This is a genomic window from Paenibacillus sp. V4I3 (assembly GCF_030817215.1).
Classification (GTDB): domain Bacteria; phylum Bacillota; class Bacilli; order Paenibacillales; family NBRC-103111; genus Paenibacillus_E.
In genome coordinates this window covers 7449657-7469295 of the sequence record NZ_JAUSZA010000001.1, presented here as the reverse complement: position 1 = coordinate 7469295, position 19639 = coordinate 7449657, and the positions used below count along the sequence as shown (strand labels likewise).

The 19639-nt window shown below is 39.6% G+C and carries 20 protein-coding genes; 17 read left to right on the top strand and 3 right to left on the bottom strand.

What is annotated here, in order from left to right; translation table 11 throughout:
- Positions 1 to 19: 19 nt before the first annotated feature.
- From QFZ77_RS34235 to QFZ77_RS34225, 3 genes are read left to right on the top strand one after another with little or no spacing between them, the layout of a single operon-like run.
- Positions 20 to 754: a Cof-type HAD-IIB family hydrolase gene (locus QFZ77_RS34235; RefSeq protein ID WP_307447424.1), complete on the top strand. Its 735-nt coding sequence runs from the start codon at positions 20 to 22 to the stop codon at positions 752 to 754.
- Between the two features lie 42 nt (positions 755 to 796).
- The gene (locus tag QFZ77_RS34230; protein WP_307447421.1) at positions 797 to 1276 is read left to right on the top strand and encodes a DUF456 domain-containing protein; all 480 of its coding nucleotides are present in this window, start codon (positions 797 to 799) and stop codon (positions 1274 to 1276) included.
- A gap of 33 nt (positions 1277 to 1309) precedes the next feature.
- Positions 1310 to 2983 (top strand): putative polysaccharide biosynthesis protein, encoded by a 1674-nt coding sequence (locus QFZ77_RS34225; RefSeq protein ID WP_307447417.1) that lies wholly within the window; start codon positions 1310 to 1312, stop codon positions 2981 to 2983.
- A 16-nt stretch (positions 2984 to 2999) separates the two neighbouring features.
- Here QFZ77_RS34225 and QFZ77_RS34220 read toward each other — a convergent pair whose 3' ends face one another.
- Complete coding sequence (locus tag QFZ77_RS34220) at positions 3000 to 4268, bottom strand: DUF2515 family protein (RefSeq protein ID WP_307447415.1); 1269 nt, start codon at positions 4266 to 4268, stop codon at positions 3000 to 3002.
- A gap of 254 nt (positions 4269 to 4522) precedes the next feature.
- Here QFZ77_RS34220 and QFZ77_RS34215 point away from each other — a divergent pair, with 254 nt between their 5' ends.
- Genes QFZ77_RS34215 through QFZ77_RS34200 form a run of 4 tightly spaced genes read left to right on the top strand, consistent with a single transcriptional unit; the run spans position 4523 to position 7715 of the window.
- Positions 4523 to 4900: a GntR family transcriptional regulator gene (locus QFZ77_RS34215; protein ID WP_057307568.1), complete on the top strand. Its 378-nt coding sequence runs from the start codon at positions 4523 to 4525 to the stop codon at positions 4898 to 4900.
- 54 nt (positions 4901 to 4954) lie between these two features.
- Entirely contained in the window at positions 4955 to 5644 is a 690-nt protein-coding gene (locus tag QFZ77_RS34210) for an ATP-binding cassette domain-containing protein (RefSeq protein ID WP_307447408.1), read from the top strand.
- Positions 5641 to 6474: a hypothetical protein gene (locus QFZ77_RS34205; RefSeq protein ID WP_307447404.1), complete on the top strand. Its 834-nt coding sequence runs from the start codon at positions 5641 to 5643 to the stop codon at positions 6472 to 6474. The genes QFZ77_RS34210 and QFZ77_RS34205 overlap by 4 nt, the downstream gene beginning before the upstream one ends.
- Before the next feature lie 11 nt (positions 6475 to 6485).
- On the top strand, positions 6486 to 7715 hold the full coding sequence (locus QFZ77_RS34200) for a hypothetical protein (RefSeq protein WP_307447402.1): 1230 nt from the start codon (positions 6486 to 6488) through the stop codon (positions 7713 to 7715).
- Positions 7716 to 8135: 420 nt separating this feature from the next.
- Here QFZ77_RS34200 and QFZ77_RS34195 read toward each other — a convergent pair whose 3' ends face one another.
- Together QFZ77_RS34195 and QFZ77_RS34190 are read right to left on the bottom strand one after the other, a co-directional pair.
- Positions 8136 to 8327, bottom strand: a complete 192-nt coding sequence (locus QFZ77_RS34195; protein WP_307447399.1) for a type II toxin-antitoxin system antitoxin — start codon at positions 8325 to 8327, stop codon at positions 8136 to 8138.
- A 13-nt stretch (positions 8328 to 8340) separates the two neighbouring features.
- Positions 8341 to 9180 (bottom strand): SPFH domain-containing protein, encoded by an 840-nt coding sequence (locus QFZ77_RS34190; RefSeq protein WP_307447397.1) that lies wholly within the window; start codon positions 9178 to 9180, stop codon positions 8341 to 8343.
- A 763-nt stretch (positions 9181 to 9943) separates the two neighbouring features.
- Between QFZ77_RS34190 and QFZ77_RS34185 the strand changes: the two genes are divergently transcribed.
- The 10 genes from QFZ77_RS34185 to QFZ77_RS34140 all read left to right on the top strand — a co-directional run bounded on the left by QFZ77_RS34185 (position 9944) and on the right by QFZ77_RS34140 (position 19622).
- On the top strand, positions 9944 to 10153 hold the full coding sequence (locus QFZ77_RS34185) for a hypothetical protein (protein WP_307447394.1): 210 nt from the start codon (positions 9944 to 9946) through the stop codon (positions 10151 to 10153).
- Positions 10154 to 10274: 121 nt separating this feature from the next.
- Entirely contained in the window at positions 10275 to 10940 is a 666-nt protein-coding gene (locus QFZ77_RS34180; protein ID WP_307447391.1) for a TauD/TfdA dioxygenase family protein, read from the top strand.
- A 17-nt stretch (positions 10941 to 10957) separates the two neighbouring features.
- The gene (locus QFZ77_RS34175; RefSeq protein WP_307447389.1) at positions 10958 to 11851 is read left to right on the top strand and encodes a hypothetical protein; all 894 of its coding nucleotides are present in this window, start codon (positions 10958 to 10960) and stop codon (positions 11849 to 11851) included.
- Between the two features lie 210 nt (positions 11852 to 12061).
- Positions 12062 to 13837: an ATP-dependent nuclease gene (locus tag QFZ77_RS34170; protein ID WP_307447384.1), complete on the top strand. Its 1776-nt coding sequence runs from the start codon at positions 12062 to 12064 to the stop codon at positions 13835 to 13837.
- A gap of 235 nt (positions 13838 to 14072) precedes the next feature.
- Positions 14073 to 15197: an RNA-binding domain-containing protein gene (locus tag QFZ77_RS34165; RefSeq protein ID WP_307447381.1), complete on the top strand. Its 1125-nt coding sequence runs from the start codon at positions 14073 to 14075 to the stop codon at positions 15195 to 15197.
- Positions 15198 to 15515: 318 nt separating this feature from the next.
- Positions 15516 to 16802, top strand: a complete 1287-nt coding sequence (locus QFZ77_RS34160; RefSeq protein WP_307447377.1) for an AbiJ-related protein — start codon at positions 15516 to 15518, stop codon at positions 16800 to 16802.
- Between the two features lie 336 nt (positions 16803 to 17138).
- Positions 17139 to 17588, top strand: a complete 450-nt coding sequence (locus QFZ77_RS34155) for a hypothetical protein (RefSeq protein ID WP_307447375.1) — start codon at positions 17139 to 17141, stop codon at positions 17586 to 17588.
- A gap of 270 nt (positions 17589 to 17858) precedes the next feature.
- Positions 17859 to 18449: a hypothetical protein gene (locus QFZ77_RS34150; RefSeq protein WP_307447372.1), complete on the top strand. Its 591-nt coding sequence runs from the start codon at positions 17859 to 17861 to the stop codon at positions 18447 to 18449.
- A gap of 174 nt (positions 18450 to 18623) precedes the next feature.
- Positions 18624 to 18884 (top strand): hypothetical protein, encoded by a 261-nt coding sequence (locus QFZ77_RS34145; protein WP_307447368.1) that lies wholly within the window; start codon positions 18624 to 18626, stop codon positions 18882 to 18884.
- Between the two features lie 267 nt (positions 18885 to 19151).
- Positions 19152 to 19622 carry a hypothetical protein gene (locus tag QFZ77_RS34140; protein WP_307447365.1) on the top strand — a complete coding sequence of 157 codons (471 nt, stop codon included), beginning with the start codon at positions 19152 to 19154 and terminating at the stop codon, positions 19620 to 19622.
- The last annotated feature ends 17 nt before the right edge of the window (positions 19623 to 19639 follow it).

The window sequence follows — 19639 nt, the reverse complement described above, 5'->3', positions numbered from 1 at the left end:
AGACAGGGGATGGGAAAACGTGGGATCTTATAAATTACTTGCCCTCGATATGGATGGCACCTTGCTGGACGATGACAAAAAAATATCAGATGAAAACCGAGAAGCGATTCAGGAAGCCACTAAAGCGGGTAAGATCGTTATTATGTCTACAGGACGCGGAGCTGTAAGCGCCATGCCGTATATTCAGGAGCTAGGACTTACCTCACCGCTTGTCGTGGTCAATGGGAGTGAAGTGTGGGAGTCTCCGACTAAATTACTTAAGCGGACCCTGCTCCCTGCTGAAACGGTACGTAATTTGCATACTCTAGCACAAACGTATGATTGTTGGTGGTGGGCTTATTCGGTGCAAGGTGTGTTCAATCGTGAGAGCGAAGCCATGGACATTGACAGCCAAGAATGGCTAAAGTTCGGTTATTTCACCGAAAATATGGAGAAACTTCAGCAAATCCGGGACATCGTTGAGGGATGGGGAACACTTGAAATAACGAATTCCCATCCATCTAATATTGAACTAAACCCACTAGGCATTAGTAAGGCGAGCGGCGTGGAGACTGTATGTCAGCTTCTAGGCATTAGCATGTCCGAAGTCATTGCGATGGGGGATAGCGAGAACGACATCGCGATGATTCGTGAAGTAGGTCTTGGTGTAGCTATGGGTAATGCACAGGATGAAGTGAAGCGTATTGCCGATATTACGACCGTTACCAACAATGAACATGCCATTGCTAAAGTGATTCGCACTTATATGCTGTAAAGTAGAAGTGATAAACCGCTTAGATTGGAGGAGATGCGATCTATGATCACCTTAGGCTGGACATTAGTTATCCTTTTATTTGTAGTGGGTATGATTGGTGCTGTTTATCCGGTGCTGCCCGGTGTGTTAGCGATTTATGGAGCTTTCTTCATCTATGGTTGGTTGATTAGCTTCGAACCGTTCGGCGTCTGGTTCTGGCTTATCCAATCCTTGATTGTCATCATCATCATGGTGGCCGATTACGCAGTAGGTGCGCTAGGGGTAAAGAGGTTTGGAGGCTCAAGGGCGGCTATCATCGGAAGTACAATTGGTCTTATCATTGGGCCTTTTGTTATTCCAGCTTTCGGCTTACTCATTGGCCCCTTCTTAGGCGCAGTGATTGGTGAAATTATCATCGGTACGTCGTGGAAAAAGGCGATAAGTGCCGGTGTCGGCTCTGTACTCGGTTTCTTTGCAAGCAGTGCGGTGAAAATTGCGCTTCAGCTGGCGATGATTATTATCTTTTTTATCTGGGTTTTTTAATGGAATGAATACTGTAAGAGAGTAGGAACGGACTTGACGAAGGAAACCAAAGATTCTCTAGTAAAAGGGACGCTCATTCTCACCGTGGCCGCGCTAATAGCGCGGTTTCTCGGCGTTTTCCAGCGAATTCCGCTGGTGCATTTGCTTCATGAGGAAGGAATGGGCAGTTATTCCATTGCTTTTAATCTATATTCGATCTTACTTGTTGTAGCAACAGCCGGTATCCCCAGCGCACTAAGCAAAATGGTTTCCGAGAAATATGCGATCGGAAGACCGGCAGAAGCGCAGCGGATTTATCGCGCGGCCATATGGTTTGCCATCGTAGCGGGAGTCGTGATGACGGCGCTGCTATATGTCTTTGCACCGATCTATGCCGAGCACATTTCACATGGTGGACCGGATGCCACACTCGCCACTCGCGCTATAGCGCCAGCCATGCTGTTCTTCCCGCTGATTGCTATTATGCGGGGCTATTTCCAAGGCAGACAAAACATGATGCCTAACGGGATTTCACAGGTTGTGGAACAAATATTCAGACTCGTAACCTCAATCGGACTCGCATTTATTTTATTGAACATCAGCTTAGGTTGGGGAGTTGCGGGTGCATCTTTCGGAGGGGTTATGGGAGGGATTGCGGCACTTGCCGTTATGCTTTACTATGCCTTGAAGCTGAAGCGCAGAGATGCGCAGTCGAACATAGCGGTCGAACAGATAGCTGCGGGAAGCACGCAATCACCACAATCACATACGCCAGTTCGTTATAGTGAAATCTATCGCAGCTTATTGAAGCTGTCGATTCCGATCGTTATTTTCTCTGTGACGGTTACACTTGTGTATGCGATCGACACTTCTATTATTATCCCGCTCTTAGAAGGGACCATTGGCAGAAGCGAAGCGCTTGGGCTTGTTGGTATTATAGGAGGACGTGCCCAGTCCCTGGCGGGGATTCCGATTATTTTGGCCATCGCGCTTAGTCAATCCGTCGTTCCCATCATCTCAGCGGCCTATTCCCGCAAAGATATGAAACAGGTTGGCCACCAGACAACAAGGGTGCTTCAACTCTCGATTCTTTCTGGGTTACCAGCCGTATTGGTGATCGCCATTGCTGCCCGTCCATTAGACTTCTTCATGTTCGGGCATGAGGATACCGCTTTTGGTATGAGCCATGGACCTCACATGATTTCTCTGCTCACATTAGGAGCTATGTTTCAAATCGTGATGCAGACATCGGGTGCAGTCCTTATGGGCATGGGCCGAATGAAACCGCTGATGCTGCATGTTGCCGTTGGTATTGCGGTCAAGCTAGCTGGTAGCTTCTTACTTGCGCAGTGGTTTGGGATCTATGGAATCATCGGCTCAACGGGTCTTTGTTTTATTGTCATGTCTTGGCTCAATTTACGCTCGCTTCGTAAAGAAGTCGACTTTACGATCCTCGGACGTCGTTTCATCGGATTACTGTTTTCCATCGTTGTCATAGTTATCCTTGGTCTAGGGGCAGAATGGCTCACACATACGTATGTGCATCCAACTCGCTGGTATCGACTAAATGAAGGAATAAATGCAGTACTTGTTTGTGGCTTCTCGGCTGCCTTGTATCCATTGATGCTGATGGTAACACGTGTTGTAACGAAGGACGATGTGAAAAACTTCCCATCGCCAGTGCAAAAGCTAATCGGCAAAGTGAGTCGTCTTATCAAACATTCCTAGCCATAGCCAAGCTGATTCACCGGATCACCTTCTTAATCGCTTGGGCAGCTACAATGCCTAACTCGATCTTGCTTAAACCAAAGTACACTTCTTTCGTTAAATCATAAGGAATCGGTACAGGAATGGAGCGCATATGCACAAGTGGCTCCTTCACACTCGTGAACCAGTCACCGGGCTCTACAGGAGCCAAGCTCCTGTCAGGCCATACCGACGTAAGCTTAGGACTATAAAACGGCTGTGTCCCTTTCTTAAGGGCGCTGCCATCCAGCCTCTCCTGATATTTCATATCGGGAGGGGTTTTTCTTATTTGGGCAAACAGGTGAGGCCAGTAATCGGAACGTGAGCCAGTGTGGGGAGTTGTGGCCGCAAATCTAAGCACGCCTTGTAGTACTTCCGGTACTCCGAAAAGTATCGCATACAAGCTTTTACCGAATTCGATGCGTTCTGTTAAGCTAGCGAAGTTCTCGAGTATAAGTCCAGACAGATGCATCTGAGGTGCTTGTGATTCGCTGGAAGCCGGAAAAAAGGGAAACCCGATTTGATTCAATTGCAGCCATGCTTGTGTTTTGAACAAAGGCGTATTCAACACGTTTTGCTGAATCTGTTTATTCTTTACGATTCGTTTTTCGATGTAGTTTTGCTCATTAACAATAAGTGCAATCGTTAGCGCGGCCGATTCTTGATTCGTCCAGAAGTCGTTCCAAACAGGGACCATCCAGGACGAGATGTCCATATGCGGCAGGAGATGAAACAAACTGATCTTTCGTTTCTTGCTTTCGCCATAAAGCAGTAGTTGTGGATAAGCATCTTGAAAAATAAGACCGTTCGCTCGTTCCAGAAAAGCAAATAGATGCTGGGCTAATTCATTGCTTATCAAATGTGGCAGCAGCTCCCCACGAAGATCGGTCATGCACCAGCCCCCGTTGCGTGAGACCATATGGGCAAGCAGTGCCCAGTGAAGCTCCGGATTATCTTGATAACAAGACCAATACGCGTTAGTTCGTGTCACATTATTTCGGTTTTCCCGCTGGGTTCGTTCCTTAATTCGATGCACAATCGCCCTCTCATCTGTCGAGAGAAGAGAACTTACGACACCGCTTTGCTGCAGATCTAATTGATGTTTTAAGCCCTTTTCCAGCCGTCCTATGAATGCTGTCGTGACAGGAATTTCCTCCAAAGGGCCAACTATTTTAGCAGAGGAATGCAAAAGCAGCGATGCTTGCTGCTTGAACAGCTGTGCAACTGCGTTCGGCAGTCCTCTCATTTTGCTTAGAACACCTTTCATGTTCTTACCTCTTGGTTTAACTGTTCCTCCCAACACCAATTACCTCCCCGACCTTCAACGAATCCTTGCCTCTAGTGTTTGCTTATTCACTTACAGGTATGTGGGAACGCGGCCAATTATGGCTATGGCTTCCAATTATCTCTTGACAGAATAAGTGTATGAAGTGTATAGTACACTTCATGATGTATGAACCAGTTAATACACACACTAAATTTATCCAGTTTTACTAAGGAAGGGACATAGGAGATGGGTAGATGAACATTACGTTTAACAACCGCGATCCGGTTTATCTGCAAGTTGTGAAGTATTTTAAAGAAGAAATCGCCACAGGCAAGCTAGCTTCAGGACAGGAGATCCCGTCTAGGCGTGAATTGGCGGGCTTGCTCCAGATCAATCCCAATACCGCACAAAGAGCTTACAAAGAGATGGAGGAGCAGAAGTTGATTACAACCGAAGGAAATTCCCCTAGCCGGATAACGACGGATGGACGAATTTTGAATTCGATTCGTGAAGAGCTCATACAGGAGGCTGTTGAAGTATTCGTCCAATCCATTAAGAAAATCGAGCTGCCAACGGATGAACTGCTTCGCTTTGTGAAAGAGAAGTATGAATCGGAGCGTGCTAGAGGGTAATGCCGCATGTTACGAAGAAATTTTTGTTAAGCATCACTCGAAGGAGGTCAACAAATGATCGAAGTAGATAAGATCGTTAAGAAATACGGCAGGAGAAGAGTGCTGGATGAAGTTTCATTCACGGCTGAGAAAGGCCAAATCACTTGTCTTATTGGCATAAATGGCGTCGGTAAATCGACCATTTTGAAATCCATCATGGGGTTAACACCTATAAATGGCGGTCAGATTCAGATTGACAGTCAGCTTTTAGATAAACACACGTACGAGAAGGTTGTATTTATTCCTGATACTTTGACCATGCCTACCCATTTGAGAATTGCAGAGGCGATGCAGTTTATGCAGGATTTCTATTCGAATTGGAATAGTAAACGAGCGCAGGAGCTTCTAACTTTTTTTAAGCTTAAAGCAGAAGATCGGATAGGCAGCTTATCCAAAGGGAATTCGGCTAAAGCCAATTTACTGCTTGGTCTATCGCTCGATGCTGACTATCTACTCATGGACGAGCCTTTTTCTGGGATAGACATTTTCAGCAGGGAGCAGATCACGGACGTCTTCACCAGCCATCTCGTCGAGGACCGCGGAGTCCTGATAACGACACATGAAATCCACGATATCGAGCATTTGATTGATAAGGTCGTTCTGCTCGATCAGGGCCGAGTGATGAAGCAGTTTTATGCGGAGGAGATGCGTTTCAAGGAAGGCAAGTCTGTTGTAGATGTCATGAGAGAGGTGTATCTGGCATGAATCGTTATGGTAAACTGCTGAATTGGGAAATCGTCCGATTTAGCAAATTTTATGGTGCATTATTGGTAATTACGCTGTTTTCGCAATTTTTCGGCATATGGTTAGAGGCGAATAGCTACATGAATAGAGCGGAAGAAATGATGGATAGGAATTCGATTTCGGCTGTCCAGTATGCAGCGCAGTACGGTAAGACCAGTATCACGAACGGCTACAGTTCTATATGGATTGAAGGGTCAATTAGTTTGTGCGCAGCGTCGCTGCTCTTATATATTTTTCTGATCTGGTACAAGGAGTGGTTCGGTAAAAGTACGTTTGCCTATAGGCTTCTTATGCTACCCACTTCGAGGATGAATGTGTATCTGGCCAAGCTAAGCACCATTGTCCTGTTCGTATTGGGGCTTATTGCTTTTCAGCTCATGCTGGTTCCCATTCACATTTCAGTATTCGATGCTATGATTCCAGGTGAATTCAGACAAGACGTGCCCATCCCGGAACTCATCCATCATCATCCTCTATTAAAAATGCTTGCTCCTAAATATTTTATTGAATTTGTCCTATATTACGGAGCAGGTGCGATGGGCGTGGTCGTCCTGTTTACGGCGATTTTACTAGAACGCAGCTTTCGATACAAAGGAATCGCGGCAGGCATCCTCTATAGTGTCGCAGCATTGCTTCTCATTTTATTGCCCGTCATCATTGCTGAAGTGTGGGTTAGGAATTACCTATTCCCTAGTGAGGTTCTCCTTTTGCAAATTATCATTGGTATCTGCATCACAGGTCTTTCTTTGTGGTTCAGTTCCTACTTATTACGTAAAAAAGTGACCATTTAAGGAGGTGCGCCATGAAGCGTTACTGGATACTTGCTTTGCTTATTCCATTTACTGCATTGTCAATTAGTATATATTACGCCACCGCTTCCGAAGATCACAAGCCTGATTATTATCTCAAAACGCTGGCAGGTCAGGAGCAGGAAGGATCACACATAGCTATTCAAGGTCAATATGAAACGGATCCAATCACGATTCAAACGACAGGGAGTGACTATTCAGACGAACATCAGTCGTACTGGCAAAAGTTAGATTCGTCCTATTATTACCTGGAGGAATTAGGGGGATTACTCCCAGAACATCGTTCTTTCATGAGAGGAAAGCGGAATGTAAATGCATTTTTTGAAGATGAAAAAGTTATAGGTTACGTAGGTTCTGAATCAGATTTCGATCTAGAAAAAGGGCAACCGGATATTCTTGATATCGCTCTATATGATAAAGGAAAGAAGAAGAAAAGTGCGGATTTCCAGGTGAAATTGAAGAAGGACAAAAATGAGTTTATCAGCATAGCGGATGTGCAAGTAAAAGAGCAGACGATGAAATTACTCGTTGCTTATCAGCATCGAACAGAGACAAATCCGCGACTGTATAAGGATGCTGAATACCATTTGTATACACTTGATCTCGACAAAAGAAGTGTTGTTGATCACCAATTGATTGAACCTGCAGCCTCTCCAGATAATAGGTTGAGGACGAGTACAACGAATGTGTGGTCAAGCGATCAAATCAAGGCAAATCGTTATGCTATTTTTGATAGGATCACTTATAAAGATGATGCCGAAGAGGACACAGTAGAATTAAGAAGCAAAGAGATAGTGAACCGTGAGATCCTTGTTTACGATATATGGAACGGTCAATTGACGAGGATTCAAAACGAGCCCATGCGTAATCTGTTACTGAATGCGAAAACAGATGAGCTGACGATTCGCCAGGTTGGCGGTGAACTATACATTACGAAATTGTCAGACTCTGGCGAATCGCAAGTCCTTCGTTATGATTTAAATGGAAATGTAGTAAAGAGTGACGTCAAACTTGCTCTCCAGGACGTGCAAAAAGAATGGAGAAGAACGGGTATGCTCCAAATTGTAAATAACCGAATATACATGTACATGTCTGGGAAGGGAAATCCAGGAGTAGCTGTTGCCGAACTGGAAACAGGGAAAATGGTTTACCAAGGGGTAATCGAGCGTAAAGATAATTTAGAAATAAGAAATTTAATGATTGATCATTTATCAATTAAGTAGTGCAGTTGTGAAAGACTGGAAATGATGAAAAAGGGGCCGCAAGGTCCCTTTTTTTCATTATAAAAAGTTATTTTTTCGGGTTAGGGGGTAGGTAAGTTGTACAGCGTACAACAATTTCCTTGATTTCTTCTTAAAAAGCTAAGGATTGTTGTATGTTATACAACAATTTAGCCTTTTTATGTGCAATAGAGCTACTTTCAGCTGGAATTGTTGTATTTACTGCAACAATTGAGTGGAAAACGTGGATTAGCTTACCAAAAGTTGTACAAAATACAACACTACTCGGATAAGCAAGCGAATTCCTTATGCCGCTCATAATAAGAGCGATCTTTCATGTCCTGTTTTTTTCGGGAAGTCGATATCTAGAAACTTATAAATAGAAAAACCTTGCGAGGGTTCATCGCAAGGTCATAGTAGAAATCACTCATCCGTCTTTTCAGAAATGGTTTGCTCTGTTCCGGGTTTAGTCACACGTCCATTTCGATGAAGAGCTTCACGCAGCAAATACTCGATATGACCGTTCACACTGCGGAATTCATCCTCCGCCCAACGCTCCAAAGCCTCGTACAGCTTAGGATCAAGTCGGAGCGGGAAATTTTTCTTAGGAGCCATAGCTCTGGTCCCGTTAGTACAACGAACCGGTATTAATGACCGGGCTCGCTGAGCGGTCCGATACAATCGCAACAAGCAGATTGTTAATCATAGCCGCCTTTCTTTCCTCGTCTAGGTGCAAACCCTCGGACTCCAACCGAGAGATAGCCATCTGAACCATACCCACAGCGCCATCAACAATAATTTGGCGAGCGGATAAAATAGCAGAAGCCTGCTGTCGTTGAAGCATGGCACTGGCAATTTCAGTCGAATAAGCAAGGTGGGTCAGGCGGGATTCGATGACCTCTACACCTGCTACTGACAGACGCTGCTGCAGTTCTAGGCTAAGCTCAGCGGCAACTTCATCTGCATTGCCTCTAAGTGAGTAGCCTTCGCTTTCAAAACGGTCATAAGGATATTTGCTGGCGACATGACGCAGCGCCGTTTCACTTTGAATTTCAACGAACTTTTCGTAGCTGTCCACATCAAAGAGGGCCTTGTAGGTATCGACTACTTTAAACACGATGACAGCCGCAATCTCGATAGGATTTCCTTCAATATCGTTTACTTTTAGTTTCACACTGTTAAAATTACGCACCCGCAATGAAATTTTCTTTCTGCTTGAAAAAGGGACAATGAGCCATAGGCCGCTCTTACGAATTGTACCCAAGTAACTGCCGAAGAAAGTGATGACTGAAGCTTCATTCGGATTAACCGCAGTGATCGTCGAGACGAATATCAGCCCTAGAATAATAAGGATGATACCCAACACAATTCGTTCTTGCGTAAGAAGGAAAACGCCAATCCCACCGCCGATAATAAATAACAATAAACCGAGAAAACCGTTCAACGACCAAGCATTCGTTTCTTTCATTCCTGCAACACCCCTTCAAATTATATCTTTTTGATATTTATATGATATCACTTTTTACTTTTATTGTAAATGTATTCAAAGCAAAACGCAGCCTGGTTTTTAATCTTTGATCAAGGAAAATAAAGATCGTTAGTGGAAAATAAAGTTCGTTAGTGGAAAATAGAGATCGTTAGTGAATGTTTACTTTTGTGAACTTTCACCTTATTTTGCTTTTAGGGGAGTTGTTAGTTAGATGATTAATTTAAGGAAACCTATAATTTAATAAAGACACCGCGGCAGCCCGACCATGAACTGCCCCCCGTCAAGTAGACAGTACAAATAATAAAAATAGTTAGGCGGCCTTGGTCCTGAATTCAATTGGACTAAAGGCCGTTTAATTTTGCCTGCAAACGCTCGTTATTGTAAAAATAAATGTATTCATAGATGCTTAAATACATAGAAGGGTATTTTTATGATGCTGATCTATCCAGTAGCTGTTTGAAAGTGATTGTAGAGATAGTACGTACCTATCCGATCACAGGAAAGGAAAATGAAATTGATAGTTGAAAAAATAAAGAGTAGTAGATATATCACAATAACTGATCCTTGCTTTTATTAAGCTAAAGGGCAAAGCGCGGAATGCCTTGTCTTAAGAACTGATACCCTTAGCCCGTTGCTGAGAGTCTCTTTGTAGTAATCCACTCCAACTGTGCAGGACAAGGAATATCGCGAATCATGTCGAATATTTATTGTGGAATATTATGTAAATAGGGGTATTGACAAAGTGAAAGAAATTATTATTTCTATTACAATTATTGGAGGTGCCACCATAACCTTTGCCACTGGTATATATGCAGGAACTTACATTGAGATTATTCAGGCATATATTAACCGGGATATCAAATTTAGTGTCGACAAAGAAGCATGGGTACCTCTCAAGTTTACCTGTATTATTCGCCACATAGTAGCAAGCATAATTCGGAGAATTTGTTGATAGATTCTTATTTTAGCAAATAAGTAAAACTGGTAAAAGTGGTTTAGTGTTTGATGGCCGGCTTGATAAAAACTTTTCAAATGGAGTAGAAGCAAACTAAATTTTCTATGGGGCGTGTAGTATGGATATTAACTTAAACAAATTGCGCGATAACGGATGGATATTCGTAAGTACAAAGAAATTAATTAACCAGGATAACCTACTACAACTAGCACTTGATTTGGGTGAGCCAATACCATCGAGGTTAAATAGTACTCTTATAGATATATTAGTGCCTATGGATGCGAATAAAGCAAAACCAAGGTCATTGAGTGCAGTATATGGAGTAGGGCAATTTCCGTTACATACTGATACTGCTTACATAAAAATTCCAGCAAGGTATGTTCTTTTACATGCAAAACAAATTGAAGGTGAAGTCCAGCCAACAACTCTATTGGATCTTGGTAAAATAGGGTTTTCTCAAGATCTTGAAGAGCGACTGGATAGATGTTTATACACCATTGCAAATAGTCGGCATAGTTTCTTGGCTACATTACGTGGGTATAGCAATATTCACAGAAAGAAATGGATCAGGTTCGATTCAAGTTGCATGCGCCCAACGAATAAGGAAGCATCTGTTACAATGAACGAGCTTAATGAATCGATCTCTAAAGTTAAATTGGAAATAATAAACTGGTCTCAAGGCGATATATTGATCATAGATAATTGGCGCTGTTTGCATGGACGAGGTGTAGCTAATTCAAGCGCCAAAGCAGTTAGGGTTATAGAAAGAGTTACAATACTATAAGAAATAGGGAGGCCATTATGATAGACTACGAATCTTTATGGAACAAATCCAAATTATTCATAGGAAAAGCAATTAGCAGACGTGACGAAGGCGATTTTTCAGAGTTCCAACTCTGGGCATCTCTTTCTTTGGAACTCTTAGGAAAGGCTGCATTAACATATAAGCACCCGTCATTGATTGTTGATCCCAACACTCCAAATGGATTCTTGGTTGCCATTAACGAGTCTCAGAGTGTGGATTTTAAGACAATTACAGCAAAAACAGTTTTTGAACGCCTTCAAAACTTAGTAAATGTTTCGCGTTTTGATGCTGATACAAAGAAATTTTGTATGACGCTAGCAAATCACAGAAATGAGGAATTGCATTCTGGAGCACTTCCTTTTGTAGGAATGAATATGGACCACTGGTTGCCGAAGTTTTGGGATGTATGCAAAATGCTTCTTGAGTTTCAAAACAAATCGTTAAGTGATCTGCTCGGACCAAGAGAAGCAAGAGCGGCAGAAGAGATTATTCAAGCTAGGTCCGTTAGTTTGAAGGCGCTAATTGAAGCTCGAATTCAAAGACATCGTACAGAAGTGAGGCAAAAATACGAAGGGCCAGTTCCTCGTGATATGTTGAAAGTGATCCCTGTACTCACAGATGATGATCAGGAAACTATTACATGCCCTTCTTGCGGTGGACACGCAGTAATATACGGAGAAATTTTAGATGAAGGATCAGAATATATCGACAAGGAGGAGCCTTGGATAACATATCAGGATAATCAATATGAAATCACGTCATTAAAGTGTAGGGTTTGCGATTTGAAACTGAATAGTTTGGACGAGGTAACCGCCGCTGGCATAGATCATACATTTGAGAAAACAATCACTATTGAACCTGATTATGAACCCGATTATGGAAATGACTAAAATGCAACGTAACAATTAGAACTAGGTAATTCAGATTTGGGATGGTAATTATATCTTTTATGATAAATTATGATATTCTCATGACGCGTCCCGCATTTTAGAGATTGTTCAGCGGGACGATTTTGGGATGGCGATCTATACACATGTGATAATTTGATTCACTGTGAATTGCTTAGTACTTTCAACTAAGAATTAGAGGTGCATTATACAATGAGCCATATTCGTATTGAGGGCATAAAAGTCCAAAATTACAGGTCATTTGGCCAAGAAGTTACTGTTAGTTTTCCTAATAGCGATTATAAAAAACCAGTAGCAATAGTGGGATACAATAATGCAGGTAAGACAAATTTTCTTAATTCAATTTTGTATGGAATAACAGAAAAGTATGTGACTAAAGATACCTTTACAATCAACGACTTCCACAAAAGGTCTTATAGCAATATACCTAAAATTGTAACTAAAGTAACCAGTAGTAGCGAGCCTAAAGTTGAATGGGGGACGGCGAATCTCACTGGATATCATTTTTTAGAAATCAAACTCGATGGTCATGAAATAGAGAGCACAAAAATTAGTTCCTATGATGATTACAATCAAAGTAACAGGAGTTCTGGCGCTTTCGGTGCAGCAAAGTATTTTGAAATATTCTACATAAACTTCCATGAAATCAAAAAAGAAATATCGACAAAGAAAACGAGTTGGGGAAATCTGTCTTCTTTTCTAGCAAAGCATATCAAAAGCATAGTTGATACAGACAATATTATGGTCGGCAAAAAAGATGTTTTTAAAGGGGAAGTAAAAAGCGCGACTGATAAAGTACTTGCAAACTCAAAGTTAAATGAGTTTCTTTGCAAAATACAATTTAATTATTCAACAAATTTAAGACAGAATCAGTGCCACATTGAATTTGGATTACCTGATTATGAAGATATATTTTTAGAGATGATGTTTAAAGTTGGTCTTAACGGAGATATGGATAATCTAGTTCCAATTGACCATTTTGGCGATGGCTACATCTCTATGTTTGTAATGGCAGTAATTCAAGCAATAGCGGAGAGCAACGAAGTTGACAAGTGCCTGTTTTTATTTGAAGAACCTGAAAGCTTTTTGCATGAAAATCACCAAGAATATTTCTACAAAACCGTCCTTTGTGGATTAGCAGAAAAGGGACATCAAGTAATTTATACAACGCATTCTGACAAAATGTTGGATATATTTGATACCCGAGGCTTGATTCGTTTTGAGTTTGATGAAATAACAAAGCAAACTGTTTTAAAGTACAACAAGCATAATAAAGAAATTTTCGAAGATAAAGATGATGAAGCACTATCTGAAATTAAAGATTACAACAATTATATTAAGCTAATTGAACCCAATTTAAATAAAATAATATTCAGCAAAAAAGTATTACTAGTGGAAGGCCCCAACGATCTGATGACGTATAAAGAAATTATCAGAAGATATGTATTAGGTATTACAGGTGATGAAAAGTTTGCTGCAACATATTTGAATTTTAATAATATTGCTATTGTTCCTCATCATGGTAAATTAACCGCTTCAATATTAATAAAACTCTGTAAACATTTTGGTATTGACTATTTTGTGATTAATGATTTCGACTTTAAACAAGATTTTGTCTCACAACTCACCTTTACATCAACCGAAGAGTTACAAAAAAGTCATCTCTACAATGAAGGTTTAGAGCAAATTATAATTTTTAATTCCAAAGGTGAAGCATTGAATGATAAAACCAAACGTTCAATGATAACAACGAATTGGAGATTAATTTCGGAAGCATCCTTTGCGAAAATACATTTTAACATTCCAAAACTTGAGTCGGTTATAGGCTATGACTCCAATGACAAAAACAGTGTTGGAATCTGGAACGCACTCAAAGATATCTCTCAATTTGGAGAGAAAATTTTCCCGATAAAACTTCAAGAATTCCTTGAGATAAATCAGATCAAGAAGAAGGATTCATCTTCTTAATTATTTATTCACACAAAAGCACCCTCAATGATCTCTTGAGTCCCGAATTAGATTTGAGCATTTAGTCCACTTAACAGTGTACGTGATCTCTTGTTGCGCTTTGCTAGAAGCCGCTGCACTGCTCTGAATCCAGAATACAAGCATTAACTATGATAGTCAGTTGTTCGTTGCAACTTAGCATGATGGACAAAAATTAAAACAGCTAACCTATATTAATTGAAGGGGCATGGAAGAAATGACAACTTTTCATAAAGCTTTCGATGAAGTGAAGGAAAACGATTTGAAATTATTAATTGAAAGTGGTGCTACAGAAGGGTTACAGCTCGAATTTAAAGAAACGATTTCAAATAATATCAGTCTAGTTGAAGAGGTAGTTGCGTTTGCAAATACACAAGGAGGAGATCTTTTTATAGGGGTGAAGGAGAGGGATGGGACTCCGGTTAATGTTAGTGGTATTGATATCAACCCGGATCAAGAAATTTTAAAGTATAAGCAGTGGGTAGAAACTAATACTGATCCAGCTCTTACAAATATATTATATAGACATATTTCCTTGGCCAATGGAGGGCATGTTATCCATATCCGCGTACCAAGGAGCTGGAATGGGCCGCATATGGTAAAGAATTACAAGTTTATGATACGTACAGCCTCTGCTAAAGTCCCTGCAGGTACATCTGATATTAGAAGAATGATGAATGTTAGAGATCATTTTCTTGAGCAATACAATCGATTTCGTGTACAACGTATTGAAAAAACATTAAATGTTTACAAACAAGAGACGCCACTTGTACTAGTTCACTTCTTACCAACTTCTGCATTTGATATCGAATCAAATTATCCTATAACCGAAAGGCGAAATAGTATTAATCTTTCTATCCTGGGCGGTTCAGGATATAACCAAGGAATAAATGCACATGGATTATACTATCAATCAATTGGTGCCAATGGTTATAGGGGGCATACCCAAGTATTCCGGAGCGCTATTATTGAGCAGGTGTCAAACCTTTCGTTTAATTATCGTAAAAGCTATGATGAGCCACGTAAAGAGTTTTTTAGCGCAACACATTTTGAAAATTCACTTAGAGAATCAATTCTTAATCAATTAATAAATTATAGAGAGTTAAACATGCAAGATCCTTTTTACATATTTGTTAACATAATTGGGGCAAGGGGGGTAATAGGAAGTTCTTACGGGGCATCTTTCATTTCAGCTCCTCAATCAATTGATGATGACTTCCTTCAACTACCAGAAATAATGATTGATTCGCATGTAAATCAAGATTTAGAAAGGGTTATTTCAACAATTATTAACTATTTATGGAATGCCTTTGGATTTGTAAGCAAGCCAGAACATGGTTAATACAAATGACGTTTTAACATTACAAATCTCAATGCCCATTAACTTCAGCTAGAATGCATTTGTGTCATTGGACAGGTATCTCTACACTAGAGGCTGATTACGGGAGGACGAAGTGTGCCAAACGCCTTTTATATTAGGGAAGGGGTTCAAGGAAATAGGACCACGTTTGAAATTTGCGCTATAGTGAATCGCTTAGACAGAGTTTGAATGAATAACCCGACTTTGGCAATTTCGTTCATTTAATCCAAGAATATTAGTAAATGATAGGAATTAGATTATTCTGTCAACAATCGGAACAAAGGAGTAGCAATCAAACAAATGAATTCCATAAGTGAGATAACCAAACGTGATATTTTCGATTTGTTTGAATATGGGATGGACATACCTGATTTATGGGAGATGCAAAAAGTGCAGTACAATTACTTTGGAAGGTTAGAAGAATTCGAGTTTTGCAAGAGACTATATGATTTAAAGGAAATGCCAAGTCTAGATAAACGGTACTGCAATGCTGAAGAAGATATTTGGCAACATACAGTAAACAATGATGATTATCCATTTTGTTGGGTATTTGAAGACGAACGATTCCAATTAAAAAACGGAAGTGATGAAATATATTTGAAATTCATCTGTGAGATTTTTCATCCGACAGTAAGAAACGAGAATGGATATTGGGAAAAGTTTTTGGACGAAGTTAACAAATTCCTTAAAAACGATGGGTATGAAGTTTACCCAGCAGGAAAGATTTCCAACCGAGATGTCTATAGTTGGAGGATTTATGATTTAGCAGAAAACAAACTATTTATTCCGTTTTCTCAAAGGAATCAAAAGGCAATTAAAGAGAAAAGAATGCCACTTTCAATCAAAAAGAACGCTAGGAATCAAATATATCAACTGTTTGAAAAAAATAATGATGTTTATCGAAAAACAGATAAGACTACTGGTTGGGATTACGATGTTACAACAAATGAAGAGGTTATCGCTGATATTCGGCAATTTTACATACCTAAATGTTTTAATGAGCAGGGTCAGTATGTGGAAACTAATAACTTAAAAGATTTTGTGTTTTCAAGTTCACCCAATTGTGTAATCGATGCAATAGAGTTTTTTGAAACATATAACAAGAATACTGATTTCGAGGCAGAAGTTAATGCAATTTTTAAACTGAATGAAGTTCCTTTCAAGCTGAGTAATGGTAAAGTCGCAAGCACATTTAATATACAAATAAAGGATAGTGCATTAGTACCGATTCAGGAAGCAGGTCTCAAAGAGTTGCTCCAAGAAGCAGCAAACTATTACGATAAAGGTAATCTTAATATTGCTGTTGAAAAACTATGGGATGCTTTTGAGAGGCTTAAAACATATTATTCTCCTACTTTGGACAAGAAGAAATCTGTAAGTAAGATTATTGGAGATATGAGCGGTCAAAAAGCTCATTATATGGATCTATTCGAAAAGGAATTTTTTGAACTTACGCAAATCGGGAACAGCTTTAGGATTCGTCATCATGAAACAACAAAAATCAATATTGAGGATGATAGACACTATGATTATTTTTATAAGCGTTGTCTATCACTAATTTCAGCTTCGGTTCAATATTTAGCCTAATGTGATCTAGAATAATTAAATTAACGTGAGTAAATTTCATGGCAGCCTCATGTCCAAAATAGTATGCGTAGCTGCCTTCTCGAAATTGTGTCGGAGGTTCAATTCGTCCCAAGCCATCACAAGCCCAAAAGGGTTGGTAACTCAGTCGGTAGAGCAAAGGACTGAAAATTCGACATTGTTACTTCAATAAACTACAAATTGAGGCTGCCGCCGCGAAAGCGAGTGGCAGCCTCTTAAGCTATCGGGCAGATTTGCTCATTCTCAGCTCGTGTTTTAATTTGGAAAAATGAAACAAATTTACTTATTTTTCGTATAAGAAAAAGAGGTGATGATGTAATGAGAAAATCTTTGATAATAATTGCATGTATCATATTTATTATGGGTTGTTCAAAAAATAATGATAACAATGATTCTAGAATTCTTCCTGTCGATACAACATTAACGAATCAAAACGGCTTAGAAAATTGGAAATTAGTGATGATTCCAAAAATTAATGCTCTAGGACAACAGGGTTACGATATTGAATTTATGTATACAGGGAGTGCTTCTGTTAAAAGTGTAGTTGTATATTACAGAGTGGATACAGAAGAAAAGCTTTCAGGTAAGACTGTAAAAGCTGATTCAAAAACAGTCGTTTCAAAATTAGATTCGAATGAAAAGATAACGTTATCGGATTTAGTGCTACCGCTAAATATACCTGTATCGGTAGAAGTGGATTGGCTCGAAGGAAACCATATTAATAAGGGAACGGGCACTTTTAAAATAACAGAAACAAAACAAAAATAGGTTGGAAACTTATTCCTCTCACTCAACTAACGTAAGAACGAAGTTAAATATCACAAGGGCTGCCGCGTTGCAGCCCTTCGTTGCGAACGGGCAGGATAGTTGAATTGCAACAAATTTCATAAAGAAACTTTTTCCAATTTATGTACGTCTAACTAGTTATGTTGACATATAATATGTCGTAAATGAGGTTCGATTATCAGCCTCGTTTGCACAATAATTTGTAATAAACGTGGATTATGCATCCAATCATACGAGAGGAGGCTAATAAACATGAAAGCTAGAAAGATGCTCTACATCACCTTACTTTTTATAGCAGTAACGGTTGCAATTCTATGGTCATCGGGGTTATTCAGCTTATGGTTTGGTGGAATGGCTATTCTTGCAAACAATACAGTAGAATTTACAGATAAAAATGGTCACCAGTTAGATGGAAGGTATTCACTTGAAGTCGATTTGTCAGATTTAGAAAGTAACATTGGAAAAGAGATTTATAATGATGGAGAGCATAGGATTTACGTATCATGGCTCAAGGTGACACACAATGGAGGATTTGATATCGGATTTAGATCAAGTGGACAATATTCTTTATCAGGTGCAACGCTAATCTCTGCTCTCCACCATGAGACGATCAACATTCATTCCTTCACTACATCTTCAACTACAATATTGACAGCCGAATATAATGGAAAAACATACAACGCTCAGCTAACAGGTCAATGTGGTTTGAATTATAAGGATGGAGATTGTTTTTCTTTCACATTCTTTTTGAGAGAATTACCAAATGAAGATAACATTAAAGATGTTGGTATAGTTAATCTTACAATTGTCGACCTATATAAAAATATTTGGATAAAAAAATAAGGTGCTGAACTAACGGTGAACGATAGCTTCATAACAAAGGTCAAACAGGCTGCCGGTGATAAACTCGGTGGCCTGTTGTACGAACGGACAGTTTAGTTCCAATTGTGGTAGTATGAGGAAAAGAACTGACGGAGAATTTATCTATTTAACCAATCTTCGGGAAGAAGGTGCTCAATGGCAGAAAGGATTCATCCCTATTACTATTTAGGTGGATTTGTTGGCCTAGTTGTAGGTTACATCGTGGCAAAAATTTATGAAATTTGGGTTATTGTTGATTTGGAAAGGGAAATACATCATGGTCCAATACCGATGTTTTTTGAAATATCGACAACAAAACCTGCTTTATTTACTTTTATTGTTGTTCTTATATTCATTGTTATTGGTTTGTTATTTGTAGGGATTTTACGCAATGCAACAAACAAAGAAGAGAATTGAAGTAATAAACAAACCGTCATTCCGCTAACGGGACACTGATAGTGGGGGAGCCTGCAGTGATGCAGCTCCTCTTTCTCATTGAAGTAACGTGAATTAATGTTCAACAGGAACGAGTATGTATATTACTACTTAACACTAAAGTATTTGTATGATATTGAAACTTTTCCCATATACTTCAGTCTAAATAATTAGAACTAAACTTGAACTCCCAGATTTATTAATCAGGATTTATTTAGGATGAAATCTATGTACTGGAGGGGAATTATTATGAAGTATATTTTGTTTTTCGTGTCAGTATTAATCTTACTTACGGGATGTTCGAATGAACCGAAGGTTACATCTTTTAATAATGGAAAAACGCATTTTGAAATTAAAAAGTTACCAGATGGACTTTACTTAGAACCCCCGACAAGCCAACCTAAAATTGATGAAAAAACTGCAATTGAAAATGCAAAAAAAACTTATATTCAAGGTGGAAATGTAAGTCAAGTAATTATTGAATACCATTTGGTCAGTTTTAAAGGTAAAGAAGTAAATATAAGTAAACAGCCTGCCTATATAGTATCAATGAAGTCACCACATCCAAACGATGGTGATGATTATGCAGACAATGAAATTTTTGCAATTGTTGATGCAACAACTGGAGATGTTTATAAGCAAGCATTTGCATATACTGACCAGGTTGTACCCAATAAGAAATTAGACATTAGAGAAAATGTCAAGGTTGTAACGGAGTGATTGTTAAACTAACGAAG